The following is a 19280-nucleotide window of genomic DNA, read 5'->3' as shown; positions in this document are numbered from 1 at the left end:
CTATGACGCAACGTAGGGAATTAAGTAATGAGCAACGGGTAGCGCTGCATGATGGGCTCGTCATTCCAGCACATCCACTTGCCTTAACCGCAGATCGCCAGCTGGATGAGCAAAGTCAACGCGCATTAACTCGTTACTATATGGCTGCAGGTTCTGGTGGTATTGCTGTTGGTGTGCATTCCACACAATTTGAAATCCGCGATCCGAAATATAATTTGTACGAGAAAGTACTTCGTATGGCTGCTGAAGAAGTGGAGCTTGCAGGACTCACGCGACCATTTATCAAGGTTGCAGGCATTTGCGGTCCTACCGAACAAGCGGAGAAAGAGACAGATATTTCAATCTCGCTGGGCTATGATGCTGCGTTATTATCGATGGGAGGCTTGACTGGCTGGACAGAAGCACAAATCTTGGAACGTACAGCTCGTATTGCCGAGAAAATGCCTGTCATCGGCTTCTATCTTCAGCCATCAGTTGGAGGCAAGGTATACAGCTTCGACTTCTGGAAGCAATTCGCGAATATTCCAGGCATTGTCGCAATCAAAATGGCTCCCTTCAATCGCTATCAAACGATTGATGTGGTGCGTGCTGTCTGCTATTCGGAGCGCCGCGATGAGATTGCCCTCTATACAGGGAATGATGATAACATTATTACTGATCTTCTAACTGTTTATAAATTCCAATTCGAGGGTAAGAACATAGAGAAAAGAATTGTTGGTGGTTTACTTGGTCATTGGGCAGTATGGACGCAAAAAGCGGTGGAGCTGTTAGACGAAATCAAGGGAATAAGAATGAACCCCGCACTGGCATCGGAATGGCTCACTCGTAATATCGAAGTAACCGAAACGAACGCAGCATTCTTCGATCCCGCCAATGGTTTCGCTGGATGCATCCCGGGTATTCATGAAGTGCTCCGTAGACAAGGGCTGTTGAAAGGAACTTGGTGTTTGAATCCGCATGAAGAATTGTCCCCAGGACAATCGGAAGAAATCGACCGCATGTACAAAGATTATCCACATTTGAATGATGATGCTTTTGTGAAAGCGAATCTATCGAATTGGTTAGCTGAGTAAGGAAATGATAGCCCACTGGAGAAGATTCTGTTACATTAAAATAATGTAATAGTCATATTCTGGGAGGGAATTCTATGCGCATTCGATTTGATCGGTTTCCACAAGGTGTTACCAAAGCTTTAACGCTAAGTTATGATGATGGGAGGGAACATGATCGCAGGCTCGTGCGTATATTGAATGAGTATGGGATCAAGGGAACTTTTCATTTGAACAGTAGTTTCTTGGGAAAAGAAGGCTATATTGAGGCATCTGAGGTAGCATCCTTGTTCGAAGGTCATGAGGTATCTGCTCATACCATTGATCATCCTTTTTTAGAGCAGTCACCAATGGATCAAATTGTTCGTGAACTCTCGCAAGATCGCGAAGCATTGGAATCTTTAGTTAGCTATCCTGTGCGTGGCATGAGCTACCCTTTTGGAAGCTACTCAGATCGTGTCATCCAGGCGCTTCCAACACTAGGGATTGAGTATGCACGGACGGTTGCTAGCCACGGCGGATTTCAAATGCCGAAAGATTTCTTGGAGTGGCATCCTACGTGTCACCATAAGAACATGCTTGAGTTTGCGGATACGTTCGTACAATTAGAACAAAGACATTCACGCTTGGCCTTATTCTATGTATGGGGACACAGTTATGAGTTTGAGAACGATAACAACTGGGAGATCCTTGAGCAATTTGGCGAGAAAGTAAAAGGACGATCCGACATTTGGTTTGCAACCAATGCTGAAATTGTGGCCTATATGAAAGCGCTTGACAACCTGCGGTTCTCTGTTAATTGTCAAATCATCCATAATCCTTCGGCTATCACGGTATGGCTCAGTGTTGAAGGCGAACCAGTGGAAATTCCAGCAGGTCAAGTGGTCGAAATTTAACAATTTTCTGTAAAATTTCGTAAATTCGTATAGTTTGCTAATAGTTTCTTAACAATCATCGATTATGATAAAGGTAACAAAACGTGTGAGTTATCCACAGTAGGAATTTCGAAATCGGAGGGATCAATATGGGACATCGATATGAGTTGGAAGAAAAGATTGAGGCATTGCGTAATGAACTGAATCTTGCTAGTCAAACATACGGCCTATTGTCTGAAACGGTATTGAAACTTTCTATCGAGTTGGATGAACTGTTGAATACCTATTATCAACTTCTTTTTTTTCGAACGATCGCTTAAATAGGTTGACCGAGTTCACACTTACGGGTGTGCTTCTCGGTTTTTTTTGTTTTTAAGCGAAGAAATTCCCCAGAGTAGTAGAGGAATACCTAGCATATGGATAGGGAAAATGAAAGGTACAGCGATTTTTTGTGGATGCCGGACAAAAACATGATGGGGAAGCGCAGCATACGAAGGGCAATACCCGTTGCGTACTGCGGCATCATGAAGGAGGCAACCCCTGTAATGGCGACGACCATAACCATTGGTGCAGAAACAAGACCGGCTGATGTTGCAGCTTGCCCAATGAAGAGCGCACCTACGATACTGACAGCAGCACCGACTTGTTTAGGGAGTCTAACTCCCGCCTCACGCAACGCTTCAAATGAGATTTCCATTAGTAAGGCTTCAACTAAAGCGGGAAACGGAATGTCTTCACGGGATCTTGCTATGCTCAGTAATAGCGATGTCGGCACCATTTCTTGATGAAACGTTAATATTGCGATATATAGCGACGGCAATAAAAGAGTTGTAAGGAAAAATACATAGCGCATCCATCTTATCAATGTACCGATGAGAAACCGTTGGTAGTAATCTTCTGGAGATTGCAGCATGGAAAAGAGTGTCGCAGGAGCAATCAATGCAAAGGGAGTGCCGTCTACAAGGATCGAGACTTTGCCTTCCAGAAGCGCAGCGCAGACCACATCAGGTCGCTCGGTTACTTGAATTTGCGGGAATGGCGAAAAAGGACTATCTTCAATCAGACCCTCAATGTAGCCGCTCTCCAAAATTCCGTCGATTTGTATATCACTAATTCGCTCGTTTACTTCCTCGATAAGTGATTCTCTCGCGATGCCCTCCATGTATACGGCAATAACGGTAGTCTGCGTGTGGGTGCCAATGGTGTAAGCGATCATTTTCATAGCTGGACTCTTGATTTTTCTGCGAAGCATGGAGGTATTGATCGTGAGCGTTTCTGTAAAACCTTCGCGAGGTCCTCGTACGACGGATTCAGCACTTGGCTCGATAATTGCGCGTTTCTCCCATTTGGCCAAGCCTAGGGCGAAGCAAGACGAGACGCCTTGAATGAATAGTCCGACACATCCGGAAGATAAGTTGGAAATTAACTCGTCCATACGCGTATGTTCAGTGATATTCGAGATAGAGACTAGAGCAGATAAATCCTTGACCGTGTAGTTCCAATCGGCTTCAGGTTCGTTAATTAATGGTGCGAGGACATCTTTATTCAAAAGTTCATGATCAACTAGGCCTTCCACATATATAACTAAGGCTTTGGTTGTTTGACCGATGTTGAATGTGTGAATGTGAATATCGTGACACTTATGATAAATGTGGTTGAGTTCACGCAGGTTATCTTCAAGCTGGTCAGAGATGTATGTGGGTGAGACCGTAGACATGGCATCCATCAGCAAGACTCCTTGTCCAAATATACACACGTGTCCGAAGCGGACGGCATCGTCGTTTAATTTGGTAATACGTATCTTTTTGTCCAAATTTGTCATTATTTAAACGCATTTTCGTAAAATGCATCACATCTTTCGTTGATATTAGTTGTACACTCGCTTCTTAGGACATGGTATAATTTGTGAGGAAATTATTTGTAAGTAAGCAGAAGCAGAAGTGGTAAATCAAAGGAGGATTCGTTCGAATGGCAGTATGGTTGGAGCAAGGAGATATCGTACTATTTCAAGGGGATAGTATTACAGATGCTGGACGTGTTCGTGAGAATGGCAATGATTTAGGCAAAGGCTACGCACTTATGACAGCTGCTCAATTTTCAGCGAAATATCCAGAGAAACAAGTTAAATTCATAAACCGTGGAATATCTGGCAATCGTGTGCCTGATCTTCAGGGGCGGTGGCAAGAAGATTGTTTAGACTTGAAACCTAATCTCGTTTCGATTTATATTGGCATCAATGATACGTGGCGCAGATTTGATCGCAATGATGGGACTTCGACCGAAAAGTTCAAAGAGGGATATCGTCAACTTTTGGATCAAACAGCAAGCACAGGAGCGAAATTGCTTCTTATCGAGCCTTTTGTACTACCCGTGCCGGAAGATCGCAAGCTATGGAGAGAAGATTTGGATCCGAAGATTACCGCTGTGCGTGAATTAGCAAGAGAATTCGGCGCGCGTTTATTATGCTTGGATGGGTTATTTGCACAAGCGTCAACACAAGCTGACAGCGCTTTCTGGGCACCAGATGGCGTACATCCATCAGCTGCTGGACATGCATTAATTGCCAATGCATGGCTGAAGGCAGTCGGGGCAGCAGAGTAATATTTATGGTTTGGAGAAGAAAGCTTCCGCTTATTGCGTGAGGCTTTTTTTCATATTAGCGAAGAGGTCAATTTTTGACGTATAGTGGTAAAGATAATGACTAGTTTGTTGAAATCGTTAGCGGTTATATTTAAAGGTAAACGAAATCGTATGTGCATAGGGAGGTAAAACGATGAATAGTCGATATCTATTAGATGCTTTGCTAGAAGCTGAAAGCGATCAAGGCAGTTTGTTTCACGAAGCTTTGCAGGTGGCCACAACACCAATAAGGCATACGGAGAGTCCTTTACTTACTTCTGTCTTTAACGAAATTTCACCGCTGATCAAGGAGTTCGGGAGCAAGCCGATTGCCGCATTACCCTTTAGAGAGTGGGACTTGTATCGTTCAAAGGGAACGCGTATCGAATTCGAAGCACTTTATTTCGATCGCCGTCGACGGTTAGCGGCTTTGGTCGTAGCGGCGCTGAAGGATGGCGTTGAACCTCATCTGCCCGCTTTAGAAGATACAATTTGGGCTATTTGTGATGAATATACGTGGTGTCTGCCAGCTCATCTGTTGAATCATGATGCTGCCGTAGAAGGAGAAGAATATAAACATATTGATTTATTTGCTTCAGAAACGGCCCATGCGCTGAGTGAGACTTGCCATATGTTCCAAACTCAGTTAAATGGTCTCGTGGTAAAAAGGGTTCACCGTGAAATTATGGAGCGGGTTCTTGAGCCTTATGTGACACTTAAGAGAGCTTATTGGTGGGAAACGTGCGATATCAATTGGTCCGCTGTTTGTGCGGGGAATATCGGTATGACAGCTATTTACCTCATTCAGGATTCGAAAACACTGATGCCTGTCATTGCACGAGTGCTCGCATCGATGGATTGCTTTCTTGAGGGCTTTTCGGAAGAAGGCGCCTGCTTGGAAGGCTTGGGTTACTGGTATTATGGCTTCGGCTATTATGTGTATTTCAGTGAACTTCTGAAGCAGCGTACAGGCGGTAAAGTGGACATTCTCCAATCGAACGCCAAAGCACGCAGAGTTGCCCAATTCCCACAAAGCTGTTTCCTGCAAGGCAATCATATTGCCAATTTCTCTGACTGTTCACGGAACAATGGCATTCAAATTGGCATCTTCAGCCGTTTGTGCGAACAGTTTGATGAAATTCGGATTCCAACATTGGACAATCAGCCAGCAATTATTGATCATTGTGGCCGCTTCGCTAGTGCGGTTCGCAACGTGGTGTGGTTAAATGAAGAGCTGCTTCGTGAACGTGAAGAAATGCCGCTTCAAACGGATTTCTTGCCAGAAGCGCAATGGATGGTGAGCCGAGCGAAGGTGGGCAGCAAGCTCGTTAGTTTTGCAGCCAAAGGCGGGCATAACGATGAGCCCCATAATCACAATGACATCGGACACTTCATATGGATCGTGGATGGGGTCAGATGGTTTGAAGATTTGGGAGCGGGCCTATATACCAAACAATATTTTGGCGAGGAGCGGTACGCGATCCTTTGTAACAGTTCGGCGGGTCATAGCGTGCCAATCATCAACGGCAGACACCAGGAAGCGGGCATCCAGCATCGTGCGCAGGTACTAGCTGCGGAATGTACGGATGCAAGTGACAAGTTCAAACTTGAACTCAGTCAAGCCTATGCCGTGCCAACACTTGAGAAGCTTGAGCGAAGCTTCGAGTTTGATAAACTGAGAGGCAAGCTGACAATCTCGGATTCCTTTGAGTTCCGTGAGTCAGGCGCTTCAGTAACAGAACGTTTCGTTACACAGCACAGGCCAGTTATCGTGCGGGAAGGTGAGATTCGATTGGAGCTTGGTTTAGGTCAACAACAACTAATGCGCTATGATGCGAAACAGTTGAAGGCTTCGATTCAATCCGTGGAACACCAGAATCACGAGGGCGGGACAGAGCTTGTCTACTTAATTGATCTGTCTGCGTCTGAGGTGGAAGATCAGGTGAGTATACGGGTTACGTTGGAGCTGGCGTAGATTAAGTTCATCCTGGATGGAAAACCTACAGCTAATTATCGAGCATCTGCTGCACATGCAGAAATCAGCCTGAATTAACTGTAGGTTTTAGCCAATTCTAATCGTTCAACCACAGACCAAATTGCTGCCGATACTGCAGCGGGGTTAAGCTGGTTTTGATTTTGAACATGCGAGAGAAATAGTTTGAATTCTCGATACCTAGTTCATAAGAAATTTGAGAAACGGGCTTCACGCTAGTCGCGAGGAGCTTTTTGGCTTGTTCAATTTTGATGCTGTGCACGAAATGGAGCGGAGCCTGTCCAGTTTGTTTGATGAACAATTTGCGCAAATGAGAATCACTCAGCTGAACAAGCTCAGCTAACTCCTTTATTTCAGGCATCTGTTGCGGATGCGCGTGAAGAAAATGGATGATGGTATGGATACGCTTGTCCAAGTGTGAATAACTGGAGTTGGACTCCGCCACATTTTCTGTATGCAGCAGCTCATACAAAATTCGAAGCAGTGATGACTGCTGCAGAAGATGTGCATATGCTGTCGCCTCATTCTCAGGAATAAGCATTTCGTGGACAATCCGCTCAATCTTGCTGGCCCTATCCTCAAATACATTCGGAAGATTCAGAAGCTGCACCCAGCTTCGGTTGTTAACTAAGGAGATTTCGGCATCGAAGTTAATGCTTGTTAGCAATAATTCATCTGAAATGGCGTGGAAACTAATCGTGCTATGGGCAGGCAAAATGATGATTTGGCCTTCATTGCACCGCATAGAAGCTTGATCAATCGCAAGCTGGAAGCTTCCCTTATGCACATACCACATCACACAGTGCTGTAGTTTGCGCTCTTTGGCCTGCCAACGATAATCAAGCTGATACTGTGTTATATGAAGAAATCGAATCTCCAACGCCTCAATCATCATCTGAAAAGAATTCAATGCCTATCCCTCCGCACCCCGGATCTTGTCTGCTCTTATTATTCTATCATGCCTGGATACAGAGGTGACAGCGTTTTCCTAACTAGTCCTGAGGCACGATGCCCTTAATATCTTCGTTTCGGTTCAACCGATCCTCACCGTTTACAAGGAAGGTACGGATACGCGAGGTATCGCCGCCCCACTCATCGATTTTGAACTTGACCTCAGGCGTCGTATAGCGAACCGAGAAGGCTACACGCGGTATATTTGATTTGTTATTTTCAGAACCATGGAAGGTAGCTTCATTGAAAAAGGCAATCTGACCTGGAGACATCTCAAGGTCTATCGCTAACGATTCATCGATCGACTCCGCTGGCAATCCTTGTTCGAACGCACTTTGATCAGTTCCAGTTGAAACATGCTCGACGATCGACTTGTGTGTGCCAGGAATCACGCGAAGACAACCATTTTCACGAATCGACCATCCTAAACTCACCCAGGCGGTTGCATTGATCGCAGGCTCCATCGGCCAATAATTGATATCCTGATGCCAAGGGATGAATTTATCATTATTAGGCTCTTTGTACCAGAAATGCATGGCCCACAACACCAAGTCATCTCCAAGAATCTGCTTCATCGCGTTAACGATACTTGGATGTGTAGCTAGCGTATAGGCCCAAAGATGTCGCTGATGCCAGGCTGACAGGTTCATTTTGGTAGGACCAGGTTCATATTTATTCTGTTCGATGACCTCAAAGAAACGATTATAGTACATATCGGATTCTTCCAGCGAAAGCCCCTGCATAGGCCCGCTATAGCCTTCGTTGACATATTGGCTGATTGAGAATGGATTCCCTTTCGTTATCATTCGTGTAACCTCCCGTGTTTGCTAGCTTTAATTACTTGCATAAGGTAATTGTAAGCTTCGCGGTACTTTCGAATAAGGAGGTAAAACGATTATGATTAGCACAAAACGATTATTTTGCTGTCAGCATTATAGATCGCTTTGGTGTTAATTTTTCATATTGCTATACGGCTAGAATGGTGGTTCTAGAACTACTTAGGAAGGGATACGAAAGAACTATGTCGAATAGATAGTACAATCGACCCATCTGGGCGAAAAGCTTAGGTTATTCGGATAAAGGAGTCCAACGGATGACAATTCCTGCAACGACAACATTGGATTTGAATTTACTGCATATGATGCTGGATGATATTGAAGACTCTATTTACATTATGAAAGTGACAGGTTCAGAGATAACTTATTACTACGTTAACAATGCCGCAACGAAATTTAGTGGGATCACAATGGATCAAATGGGAACAACTTTTTTTGAATCGAATTCGAGCCAAATGGCAAATTACTTATATCAAAAATATGCCAGAGTAGTCGAGGAACGTCGAACGATTCGATACGAGGATGGCGTCAAATTACCTAATGGTACTTTAAGTGGCGAGAGCATTTTAACGCCTATTTTGGGCGCGGATGGGAATGTTAGCTTTATTTTTTCAGTGACTCGAGATATTACAGAGCGCAAACAGCAGGAGAACATTCTGTACAATTATGCTTACCAAGATGATCTCTCTAATCTGTTCAATCGTAGATACTTACTCGAGCATGTGTTGGAGCCGCCGACGATTTATTTAATGGATTTGGATAATTTCAAAAATATTAATGATACCTTCGGCCATCAGGCTGGAGACTCAGTGCTTGTTGAAGTCGCATGTCGGCTGATTGAGGTATTTGGTGATAGCCGTTATTCGCTTATTCGCTTAGGTGGTGATGAATTCGTAGTCGTGGATTCCGTATCCTCCACTCAAATTGAAGAGACGGCAGAGCAGTTGAGCGGGCTTTTCGATGAACCCTTCCGCGTAGATGAACATGCAGTGAAAGTGACTGTGAGTATTGGGATTGCTGAGCGAAAACAGAATGAAACGATTCAAGATCTACTAAAGCAAGCTGATACTGCTTTGTACACAGCGAAAGGAACAGGTCGCAAACGCTATCATTTGTACGAAGCCTCTTCTAGATACGATCATGTCGAAAATTTCATCCATGAGATAGCCCTTTCGCAAGCGATAGATAAGAACGAACTGTATTTGCATTATCAGCTTATTTATAATCCAGCCTCAGAAATGGCGATTGGTGCGGAAGCGCTCCTCAGATGGCATAGCGAGAATGGCGGGCACAAACAGCCAGGAGACTTTATTCCGATTGCGGAGAAAACAGGACTTATCGTACCGATCGGCTATTGGGTTATTCGTCAAGCCTGCAAGGATTGGCATCAACTGAAGGCTATTTATGGTCCATTGTTCAAAATATCTGTCAATATCTCACGGATCCAACTCAATGAATTGAATTTTGTTGCTCAAGTCTTGCAAATTTTGCAAGAGGAGGGTGTAAACCCAACCTCTATGGAACTTGAAATTACAGAAAGTACGACTTTGCACTCGTTGCAAGAAGTACAACTCATTCTGGGTAAGCTGCGGAATGCAGGCTTTACCGTTGCGTTGGATGATTTTGGAACAGGATATTCATCGCTAAGTATGCTGACGCAGCTGCCGATTGACAAGTTGAAGATCGACCGTATTTTCATCGCAGATGGCAATGTACCATTGATCGCAGCTATTCTTGCCATGGCGAAAGCATTGAATCTACTCGTTGTCGCGGAAGGCATTGAAACGAGTGATCATTTCCATATGCTTGCTGACATGCAGTGCTGGGGTATTCAGGGCTATTACATCAATAAACCCATGCCTTATACGGAATTGCCTACTCACCATGCGTTAGTAAGTCGATAGTTTACAAGTGTCTCCATTCGCTGTAGAGCGGTTGGAGGCATTTTTTTTGGTTCTGCAAGCGGTTATGTTAAAATGACAATGGTTAATTAAGTAGGGGAGGTCACTTATGAAAGCACTAATTTTCGAACAATTCGGAGGTCCCGAAGTTCTCCAATATAAAGAGATTCCTGACCCGATCGTAGATAGCGAACAACTTCTGGTTAGGACGAAAGCGATAGGTCTTAATTTCGCGGACGTCTATCGTCGCAAAGGGAATTATCATTTGGCTGGGAATCCGCCGTATATTCTTGGGTATGAAGGTGCAGGGATCGTCGAAAGCGTGCCTGAGCACATCCAGCATATTCAAATCGGGGACCGGATCGCCTTTGCCGACGTGCCCTTTGCTAATGCGGAGCTAGTTGCCGTTCCTGTTGATCGGGCGATTCCGTTACCCGCGGACATCTCGTTTGAACATGCGGCAGGCCTGCTTCTGCAAGGCATGACTGCGCATTACTTGGTGAACGACAGCTACCCTGTCCAAGCTGGAGATGAAGTTCTGATCCATGCCGCTGCAGGCGGTGTGGGTCAGCTTTTGATCCAATTGTGCAAAAGGAAAGGTGCCAGGGTGATCGGACTCACCTCATCCGAAGCCAAAAAGCAAGTCGCGCTAGACGCTGGAGCAGATGAAGTCATCCTCTATTCCAAGGATTGGGTCCAGGAAGTGTTACAGTGGTCTAATGGAAAGCACGGTGTACAAGTAGCTTATGATTCGGTAGGCTCCACCTTAATGGATAGCTTTGCCGCAGTCCGAATCAAGGGAACGGTCGTTTTCTATGGCATGGCCGGCGGAGACCCAGCACCTGTAGATCCAAGAATGCTGATGGATACCTCCAAAACGTTAACCGGCGGCGACCTCTGGAATCACGTAACTAGTTTAGAGAATCGAATCCAGCGGGCACATGATTTATTCGAAGCACTTCGTGCCGGCAATCTGAAAATGGATACTTTGACAACGTTCGCCCTGAAGGATGGCGCTGAGGCTCATCGATTACTTGAGAGTAGACAGAGTACGGGCAAAATATTGCTAATTCCTTGAATGAACAGCGGTGAATCTTCGTGAGATTTTGAACATATAGTCCATGGAGCTGCTTATCTTAGGTATTCTCGCTGTGTCCAAAGCATGTTAACTTTAAGTAGTAGTTATTTAAAGGAGGCTGGAATGTGCAATGAGCATAAACAAGTTGAGAATTGGTGTTATCGGTGCAGGTTCAATTTCAGATTTGCACTTTGCGTCATATACGAAATCAGAGGATGCTGTCATTGTCGCTGTCTGTGACCTTAATCGTGAACGAGCAGCCGCGAAAGCGGAGAAATATGACATTGCGAACATTTATACGGATTATAACGAGCTTTTGGCGAATCCGGAGATTGATGCGGTGAGTATCTGTACATGGAACAATACGCATGCCGAGATCAGTATTGCTGCTCTTCATGCTGGCAAGCATGTTTTGGTAGAGAAGCCGCTATGTAAAACGGTTGAAGAAGCGCAACGCATTCAAGATGCGGTTCGTGAAACAGGGAAGATTCTTCAAGTTGGATTTGTGCGAAGATATGATACGAATGCTCAGCTTGTGAAGCATTTTATAGATAATGGTCAACTAGGTGAGATTTATTATGCCAAAGCTTCTTGCCTTCGTCGATTAGGTAATCCAGGCGGTTGGTTCTCGGACGTTGAGCGCTCTGGCGGCGGGCCGCTGATCGATATTGGCGTACACGTGATTGATGTATGTTGGTACTTGATGGGCAAACCGAAACCAGTTGCGGTAAGCGGGCATACGTATAACAAGCTAGGCAATCGGAAGAATGTGAAGAACTTATCTTTCTATCAAGCAGCGGATTATGATGCGGAACGCAACACGGTTGAGGATTTGGCGAATGTATTGATTCGTTTTGAAAATGGGGCTTCCCTCATGGTGGATGTTAGTTTCACGCTGCATGCTAAGAAGGATGAAATCGCTGTCAAATTGTATGGCGACAAAGGCGGAGTCGAGCTTGAGCCTGAAATCGTGTTCGTAACGGAGATTTTGGATACGATTACGAATGTGACGCCTCAAATCAATAACAAATCAATAGATATCAACAGTGCTTTTCAAAATGAAATCAATCATTTCGTATCTTGCTGCCAAACTGGTGAAACACCAATTAGTCCGGTTGAAGATGGTCTAGAAATCATGAAAATCCTATGCGGTATTTATGAATCTGCAGCGAAGGGTCAAGAAATCAGATTATAGCCCGAACGAATCGGAGCCTAGGAGGAGCACATATGAAGTTAGGTGTTAGCACATATAGTCTGTATCAAGCATTAAAGTCTGGCGAAATGTCGATTATGGACGTCATCGATTGGATTGCGGATCAGGGAGGTGAACATGTCGAGATTGTCCCATTGGGGTATGATTTACCGGGTAACTTTGCGCTTGCGGATGCGATTCGTGAGAAAGCTCAGGCTCGAGGTATTGATATTTCCAATTATGCCATCGGCGCTAATTTCCTTACTGAGACAGAAGAAGAGTATCAGCAGGAAATTGTGCGTGTGAAAGGCGAGGTTGATCTTGCTGCCAGATTAGGTGTTAAGAAAATGCGGCATGATGTTGCTCGAAGTGAGGATCTCTCCATTCGTAATTTCAACGCCAATTTGGATCGCTTAGCTGAAGCATGTCGTCAAATTGCTGATTATGCGAACCAATTTGGGATTGTTACGAGCGTAGAGAATCACGGTTTCTTCGTACAGCATAGTGAACGTGTTCAAGCCCTGATTCATGCTGTTGATCGTGCGAATTTCCGGACAACCTTGGATGTTGGTAATTTTGTATGTGTGGACGAGGATTCCGTTGCCGCTGTGACGAATAATCTTCCTTATGCTTCTATTGTCCATGTGAAAGATTTCTACATTCGCCCCTCCAATCAGAATCCTGGAGAAGGCTGGTTCAAGTCAACGTATGGCACCTATTTGCGCGGAGCCATTGTGGCGCAAGGTGATTTGAATATTCCTGAAATTCTACGTGTGGTCAAAAGCTCAGGCTACGATGGTTACATATCCTTGGAATTTGAGGGGATGGAAGAGTGTAAGCGAGGCACATTGATCGGATTACAAAATATCCGAAGAATTTGGGATGAAATTAACTAACGCTAAGCTCGCGATAAGGAGTGTTTAAAATATGATCATCAATCCAATCGGTATTATGGTAGATAGTTTGCGACTTGGCCTACGGGACGGATTAAAGAAATCGAAAGAATTAGGGGCAGATGGCGTCCAAATTTATGCGGTTTCTGGCGAGATGGATCCTGCGAACTTAACGCCAGGAGCACGTAAGGAATTACGCGACTACATCGCGTCATTGGATCTTCAAATTTCAGCCCTTTGCGGCGATCTAGGTGGACATGGTTTCCAAGATCAGACCGTAAATGCCGAGAAAATTGAGAAATCCAAGCGCATTCTTGATCTTGCTGTTGAACTAGGGTCGAACGTTGTGACAACACATATCGGTGTTGTACCCGAGGATCGGAACGATCCTATTTATCAAACGATGCTGCAGGCATGTGAAGAACTGGGTGTATATGCGAGCAGCTTAGGCGCCTATTTCGCAGTAGAAACAGGGCCGGAACCTTCGGCACATTTGAAAAGCTTCCTAGACAACCTATCTACCAAAGGTGTTTCGGTTAACTTTGATCCAGCGAATATGGTGATGGTAACGGGAGATGATCCGGTTCAAGGTGTCTACACGTTGAAAGATTATATCGTTCATACGCATGTGAAGGACGGTATTCGACTTCGTCAAGTTGATCCGCGTGAAGTGTATGGTTCACTAGGATTTAAACCGATGACACACGAGAGTATCGCGGAGGCGGCTACATCTGGAGATACGTACCGCGAGTTGGCATTAGGCGAAGGTCATGTGGATTTCGGACGTTACTTCCAAGCTCTGCAAGAAATTGGCTACAAGGGCTACCTGACAATCGAGCGTGAAGTTGGCGCTCAGCCAGAGAAAGATATTGCAAGCGCGATAGCTTTTATTCAAAAGTATAAATAGGCAAGGAAACCTCGCCATTGGCGAGGTTTTTTGCATCTAGTAACTTCTAACGACGCTAGGATTACCAACAAATATTTGGAAATTGGGCTTCTTAATCTTCCAAAGAAAGAGTAAAATAAAGGACAAGAGGAGGATTGATTTATGATGAGTACATTGAAGAGTTTCACGGATGCGGAACAGCAGATTTCGTTGGAGTTACGAGATGATCATTTAACAGTGCTTCGTTTCTATGGTGAAACATCCATCTACCCTTTCAAAAATATTTCACTTGCCTCTGAAGCCATTCCCGAGTATCCCCTTAATCGCGTTGCTCTAACGGTTATTGATTTCCACACGGGTGTAACCGATTTCAAATTTTCGTCGAATTTACGAGACTTTGAGAGTTTCGTCCAAAAGCTGCTCGAAGCGCATAGTGAATTTGTTCCAAATCATTAAATAGATGTTGTGAATAACCGCTGCGGCGGTTTTTTTTGCGTGGAAGATTCGATCTGTCATTACTAGAGCAGCCGAGGACATTTAGATAGCGTTTTTCCATTTAATTGGAATGACAACAGGGAAAGTGTTGCAAGTGTCATTTCAAATACGGCTGCCTGAATACATCCGGTGTCTGCCCAACGGCTTTGCGGAAGGTCGAAATGAAATGCGATGCATCGAGAAAGCCCGTGGCCTCTGCGATTTGCTTCACTGTCAGATCAGGCTGCGCGATCAGCATTTCTTTGGACTTCTGCAAGCGCAGCTGGAGCAGGTATTGATATGGAGAGAGTCCGAATGCGCGGCGAAATAACGTATTCACATGCTGCGCCGAGACACCGAGCTGAGTCGCCATCCAGCTCAGACCGACGTGCGCAGCGCCGAAGCTATGCTCCAGCTCGAGCAGCAGCGGCAGAAGCCGATCATGACTTTGCGAGAAGGAAGCGCTCTTGTTGATAATGCCGTGCTTCTTCAGCAGCGTCAGGAATTGATAGATTTCAACAGAGCCGTTAGTGCCGGTGAAGTCGTGGCTATCACGATATTTATGGTAGTAATACTCATGAATACTAGCTAATGGCGTATCAGCCCCCCAGCTAATTGGGGTAGAAAGCGGGATTTCCAAAGCGTGCACAATAGAGGCAGCTAATGCACCATCGAAGGTCAGATACCAAGTCGACCAAGGGGTATCTGGGACTTGATAAGCATGAGGGACGCCACCAGCGAGCAGCATGCCTTGCCGTTCACTCAGCTTAACGGGGCCGCTGTCTAGAATAATTTCGCCACTGCCGGAAATCGTATGCAGCCAATGAAAACAAGGGTAGCCTTCTTCACGTACATAAAATTGCTGCTCGCGCTCATATCCGATCGTTTCGAGAATGAGAGGGAGTTTGCGGTCGGTTTCAGTAATGACAAAAAACTTTCTATAATCATTCGCCATGGAACAACCATCTCTTTCATTTTTTAATATATCATGCGTTGTTTCTTATATTTTAAAAGAAATAATTGTCTTGTACAATAAGGGGGTAAGCTAAATTGTTAATCCAATAACGTAAAGTGAGGAATTTCACCCATGGCGAATAAATTTGTATACACAGCTCCTGAAAACGGTTACCCCGAATGGAATAACAATCCGCAAATATATCAATTGAATCGCCTGGAAGCACATGCGACCCTCATGCCTTATCATACGGAAGCAGAAGCGCTGGCTGGCGTACGGGAAGCATCGCAATTTTATCAAAACTTAAATGGGACATGGAAATTCCATTTTGCCGAAAATGCAGAAGGACGTCCACAGGATTTTTATAAAACAAACTTTGACACCAACAATTGGGCAGATATGCCTGTGCCGTCACATTGGCAGCTGCAAGGTTTTGATTTCCCGCAGTATACGAATATTATTTATCCATGGGTCGGACATGAGGATCTTAAGCCTCCATTTGCCCCGGTAAAGTATAACCCTGTTGGCTCTTATGTGCGTAGTTTCTCGATCCCTGAGGGTTGGAGCGGTCAACCGGTGTATCTGAGCTTTCAAGGTGTGGAGTCCGCGTTCTATGTATGGGTGAATGGAGATTTGGTTGGCTTTAGCCAAGATTCGTTTACACCAGCGGATTTTGATGTCACGCCTTATTTGATCGATGGTGAGAACAAGCTGGCGGTTGAAGTGTATCGTTGGAGCGATGCAAGCTGGTTAGAAGATCAGGATTTCTGGCGTTTGAGCGGGATTTTCCGTGATGTGTATTTATACTCGACACCAACGGCACATATTGCTGATTTCAAAGTAAATACGAATCTGGACGCGGCTTGCGAGGATGCTGAATTGCACATTCAAGCGACGATTACCAACTATGATCTGAATAGCCAAGGTGTACATCATGTGGAAGCGGTGCTATACGATGGTGAACAGCAAGCCCTATGGGGTGAGCCGCTTCGGGTAGGCTTTCAAACGAGTGACATGGCGAGCCAAGCGGTGGAATTCTCCGCTCATATAGATCGACCTGCCAAATGGAGTGCTGAGAGTCCATACTTATACACACTCGTTCTTCGTTTATGGAATGAAGAGGGGACGCTCCTCGAGACAGAAAGCTGTAAGGTTGGTTTCCGCAAGTTTGAAATTGAAGATGGCTTGATGAAAATCAACGGCGAGGTCATTACATTTAAAGGTGTAAATCGTCATGAGTTCGATCGTGATCGCGGTCGTTCCGTCGATGCGGAAAGTATGCTTGCCGATATTTTGCTCATGAAACAATATAATATCAACGCTGTGCGGACTTCGCATTATCCGAATAATCCGCTTTGGTATGAGCTTTGTGATGAGTATGGTTTGTATGTGATTGATGAAACGAATTTGGAGACCCACGGCTCTTGGAGCTATCCGCAATTCGAATTAGGTGAAACGGTGCCAGGAAGTCGTCCTGAGTGGACGGGGGCCGTACTTGATCGTGCCAACTCCATGATGCAGCGAGACAAAAATCATCCGTCGATCGTCATCTGGTCGCTGGGGAATGAGTCATTTGGTGGAGATAATTTCTTCAAAATGCATGATTTCCTTCGTGAAGCTGATCCTTCTCGGGTTGTTCACTATGAAGGCGTGTTCTGGTGGCGTGAGTCGGAAAGAGCGTCGGATATGGAAAGTCAAATGTATTCCAAAATTGAAAAGATCGAAGAATACGCTAAAAACAATCCGAAAAAGCCGTTTATTCTTTGCGAATACAGTCATGCAATGGGGAACTCTTGCGGCAATTTGTTTAAATATTGGGAGCTGTTCGATCAATACCCAGTTCTGCAAGGTGGATTCATCTGGGATTGGATTGATCAATCGATTCGTACGACGACGCAAGATGGCATCTCGTATCATGCCTATGGCGGTGATTTTGGTGACACGCCGAATGATGGCAACTTCTGTGGGAATGGCTTGATCTTCGCTGATCGTTCAGTGTCACCGAAGCTGCACGAAGTGAAGAAGTGCTACCAGAATGTGAAGTTCGAAGCGGTAGATGCGGTTAAGGGACAAATCAAGGTAACGAATCAATTCTTGTTCACCAACTTGAATGAGTATGATTGGACATGGACGATTGCACGCAATGGTGTTGTAGAAAGCCAACCGTTTACTGGATCTTATGCAGTTGCACCAGGTGAAACGACAACGATTGAGCTGAATCTTGACGCTGTTGAGCGTCTTTTCCCGAACGATGAATTCGTGTTAACGCTGAGTTTGGTACTGCGAGACGATACGTTATGGGCAGCTAAGGGACATGAAATCGCATGGGAGCAGTTTATTCTTCCTGCAGTGAATGCAGCATCCCAAGCACGCAACTGGGAAGCGGAAAAAGAATCCGCGGCTGCGCTTTCTACGGAGACTGCTGTTCAAGTCGTGTTCACTGCAGAGCGTATCAGCTTGCAAGGGGAGCGTTTTACACTCCAAGTTGACGCAGGTACTGGCGATATCACTTCCTATCAGTTTGACGGAGTCGAGTTATTCCAAAGTGGGCCAGTACCTAACTTCTGGCGTGCTTACACGGATAACGACCGTGGGAACCAGCACCACATTCGCTGTGCAACATGGCAGGAAGCGGGCAGCGGGCGTAAACTCCTTTCACTGAACGCGAAATCATTGGATGCAGGACGCGCTGAGGTTCGTGTACGTTATGAGTTGGGGACAAAACCTGCTTCCGAAGTTCAACTAGTTTATACTGTGTCCGCAAGCGGAGAAGTTGAGGTTGGTATGCAATTAACACCGGGGGACAAATTGCCGGAAATTCCTGAAGTAGGCGTCATGTTCGAACTAGATGCTGCGTTCGAGAATTTAACTTGGTACGGCCGCGGGCCGCACGAAAATCACTGGGATCGTAATGTAGGCGCAAAGCTTGCGCTTCATAACGGAACAGTTGAAGAGCAATTCGTTCCATATTTGCGTCCACAAGAATGCGGCAATAAGACCGATGTTCGCTGGGCGACCTTAACGAATGCGGCTGGGCGCGGACTCCGTATTGCGGGCTTACCAACCGTTGAGCTTAACGCTTTGCCGTACTCGCCATCCGAGTTGGAGGCGCACGATCACCCTTATAAACTACCTGCGAGTGATAAAGTAGTGGTCCGTGTGAATTACAAGCAGATGGGCGTCGGCGGAGACGATAGCTGGGGAGCTAGAACGCATCCGGAGTTTACGTTATTCGCGAACCGCACGTATGCGTATGGGTTCACTTTCCAAGGTATTTAGTCGTTGAGAAAAGCCGTTCCAAGGGTGGTTATCCCGGGAACGGCTTTTTGACCATATAGCATGCTGACAGCGAGTTGTGCTGGGGGAAAATAGAAGTAGTGTATTGAGTGCTCACTTGAGTAGCTAGCACTCAATTAACTGTAAAAAACACAGTTAAAATCGCCGTATCACCTGAGATTTAGCGAATAGATGGAAAAAGTACAGCTAATAAGGTCGAGATTGGCTGATTGGTGGATTTTGGTGAAAATTAACTGTAGGAAATCCATCTAATGCTTCCAAAAGGTGAGAAGCAGCAAAAT

General features: G+C 45.3%; 16 protein-coding genes. 12 read left to right on the top strand and 4 right to left on the bottom strand.

The window, feature by feature from the left end:
- Positions 1 to 2 precede the first annotated feature (2 nt).
- From GC096_RS07175 to GC096_RS07165, 3 genes are all read left to right on the top strand, one after another.
- A complete protein-coding gene (locus GC096_RS07175; RefSeq protein WP_171629563.1) occupies positions 3 to 1073 on the top strand; it encodes a dihydrodipicolinate synthase family protein in 1071 nt (356 codons plus the stop codon).
- A 74-nt stretch (positions 1074 to 1147) separates the two neighbouring features.
- Positions 1148 to 1945: a polysaccharide deacetylase family protein gene (locus GC096_RS07170; RefSeq protein ID WP_171629562.1), complete on the top strand. Its 798-nt coding sequence runs from the start codon at positions 1148 to 1150 to the stop codon at positions 1943 to 1945.
- Positions 1946 to 2073: 128 nt separating this feature from the next.
- The gene (locus GC096_RS07165) at positions 2074 to 2244 is read left to right on the top strand and encodes an aspartyl-phosphate phosphatase Spo0E family protein (RefSeq protein WP_171629561.1); all 171 of its coding nucleotides are present in this window, start codon (positions 2074 to 2076) and stop codon (positions 2242 to 2244) included.
- Positions 2245 to 2333: 89 nt separating this feature from the next.
- Here the strand turns inward: GC096_RS07165 and GC096_RS07160 are convergent, their stop codons facing one another.
- Positions 2334 to 3650, bottom strand: a complete 1317-nt coding sequence (locus GC096_RS07160) for a spore germination protein (protein ID WP_171629560.1) — start codon at positions 3648 to 3650, stop codon at positions 2334 to 2336.
- A 242-nt stretch (positions 3651 to 3892) separates the two neighbouring features.
- On the opposite strand from GC096_RS07160, the gene GC096_RS07155 reads away from it, so the two are divergent.
- On the top strand, positions 3893 to 4525 hold the full coding sequence (locus GC096_RS07155) for an SGNH/GDSL hydrolase family protein (protein ID WP_171629559.1): 633 nt from the start codon (positions 3893 to 3895) through the stop codon (positions 4523 to 4525).
- A 172-nt stretch (positions 4526 to 4697) separates the two neighbouring features.
- A complete protein-coding gene (locus GC096_RS07150) occupies positions 4698 to 6518 on the top strand; it encodes a heparinase II/III domain-containing protein (protein WP_171629558.1) in 1821 nt (606 codons plus the stop codon).
- A 97-nt stretch (positions 6519 to 6615) separates the two neighbouring features.
- On the opposite strand, the gene GC096_RS07145 is transcribed toward GC096_RS07150, so the two are convergent.
- Together GC096_RS07145 and GC096_RS07140 are read right to left on the bottom strand one after the other, a co-directional pair.
- The gene (locus tag GC096_RS07145; protein WP_171629557.1) at positions 6616 to 7446 is read right to left on the bottom strand and encodes a helix-turn-helix domain-containing protein; all 831 of its coding nucleotides are present in this window, start codon (positions 7444 to 7446) and stop codon (positions 6616 to 6618) included.
- 82 nt (positions 7447 to 7528) lie between these two features.
- Positions 7529 to 8293, bottom strand: a complete 765-nt coding sequence (locus GC096_RS07140) for a phytanoyl-CoA dioxygenase family protein (protein WP_171629556.1) — start codon at positions 8291 to 8293, stop codon at positions 7529 to 7531.
- A gap of 287 nt (positions 8294 to 8580) precedes the next feature.
- On the opposite strand from GC096_RS07140, the gene GC096_RS07135 reads away from it, so the two are divergent.
- The 6 genes from GC096_RS07135 (at position 8581) to GC096_RS07110 (ending at position 14729) form a co-directional block, all read left to right on the top strand.
- The gene (locus GC096_RS07135; protein WP_171629555.1) at positions 8581 to 10227 is read left to right on the top strand and encodes a putative bifunctional diguanylate cyclase/phosphodiesterase; all 1647 of its coding nucleotides are present in this window, start codon (positions 8581 to 8583) and stop codon (positions 10225 to 10227) included.
- Positions 10228 to 10333: 106 nt separating this feature from the next.
- Positions 10334 to 11302, top strand: a complete 969-nt coding sequence (locus GC096_RS07130; protein ID WP_171629554.1) for a quinone oxidoreductase family protein — start codon at positions 10334 to 10336, stop codon at positions 11300 to 11302.
- A 130-nt stretch (positions 11303 to 11432) separates the two neighbouring features.
- Complete coding sequence (locus GC096_RS07125) at positions 11433 to 12497, top strand: Gfo/Idh/MocA family protein (protein WP_216626054.1); 1065 nt, start codon at positions 11433 to 11435, stop codon at positions 12495 to 12497.
- 32 nt (positions 12498 to 12529) lie between these two features.
- Complete coding sequence (locus GC096_RS07120; RefSeq protein WP_171629553.1) at positions 12530 to 13390, top strand: sugar phosphate isomerase/epimerase family protein; 861 nt, start codon at positions 12530 to 12532, stop codon at positions 13388 to 13390.
- Between the two features lie 31 nt (positions 13391 to 13421).
- Positions 13422 to 14294, top strand: a complete 873-nt coding sequence (locus tag GC096_RS07115) for a sugar phosphate isomerase/epimerase family protein (protein WP_171629552.1) — start codon at positions 13422 to 13424, stop codon at positions 14292 to 14294.
- A gap of 141 nt (positions 14295 to 14435) precedes the next feature.
- On the top strand, positions 14436 to 14729 hold the full coding sequence (locus GC096_RS07110) for a hypothetical protein (RefSeq protein ID WP_171629551.1): 294 nt from the start codon (positions 14436 to 14438) through the stop codon (positions 14727 to 14729).
- Between the two features lie 136 nt (positions 14730 to 14865).
- Here the strand turns inward: GC096_RS07110 and GC096_RS07105 are convergent, their stop codons facing one another.
- Entirely contained in the window at positions 14866 to 15702 is an 837-nt protein-coding gene (locus GC096_RS07105; protein ID WP_171629550.1) for an AraC family transcriptional regulator, read from the bottom strand.
- A 132-nt stretch (positions 15703 to 15834) separates the two neighbouring features.
- Between GC096_RS07105 and lacZ the strand changes: the two genes are divergently transcribed.
- Positions 15835 to 18981: a beta-galactosidase, LacZ type gene (gene lacZ / locus GC096_RS07100; protein WP_171629549.1), complete on the top strand. Its 3147-nt coding sequence runs from the start codon at positions 15835 to 15837 to the stop codon at positions 18979 to 18981.
- Positions 18982 to 19280: the final 299 nt, after the last annotated feature.

It is taken from the genome of Paenibacillus plantarum (genome assembly GCF_013141695.1).
GTDB classification, from domain to species: domain Bacteria; phylum Bacillota; class Bacilli; order Paenibacillales; family NBRC-103111; genus Paenibacillus_E; species Paenibacillus_E plantarum.
This window is presented reverse-complemented; position numbering and strand designations above follow the sequence as displayed.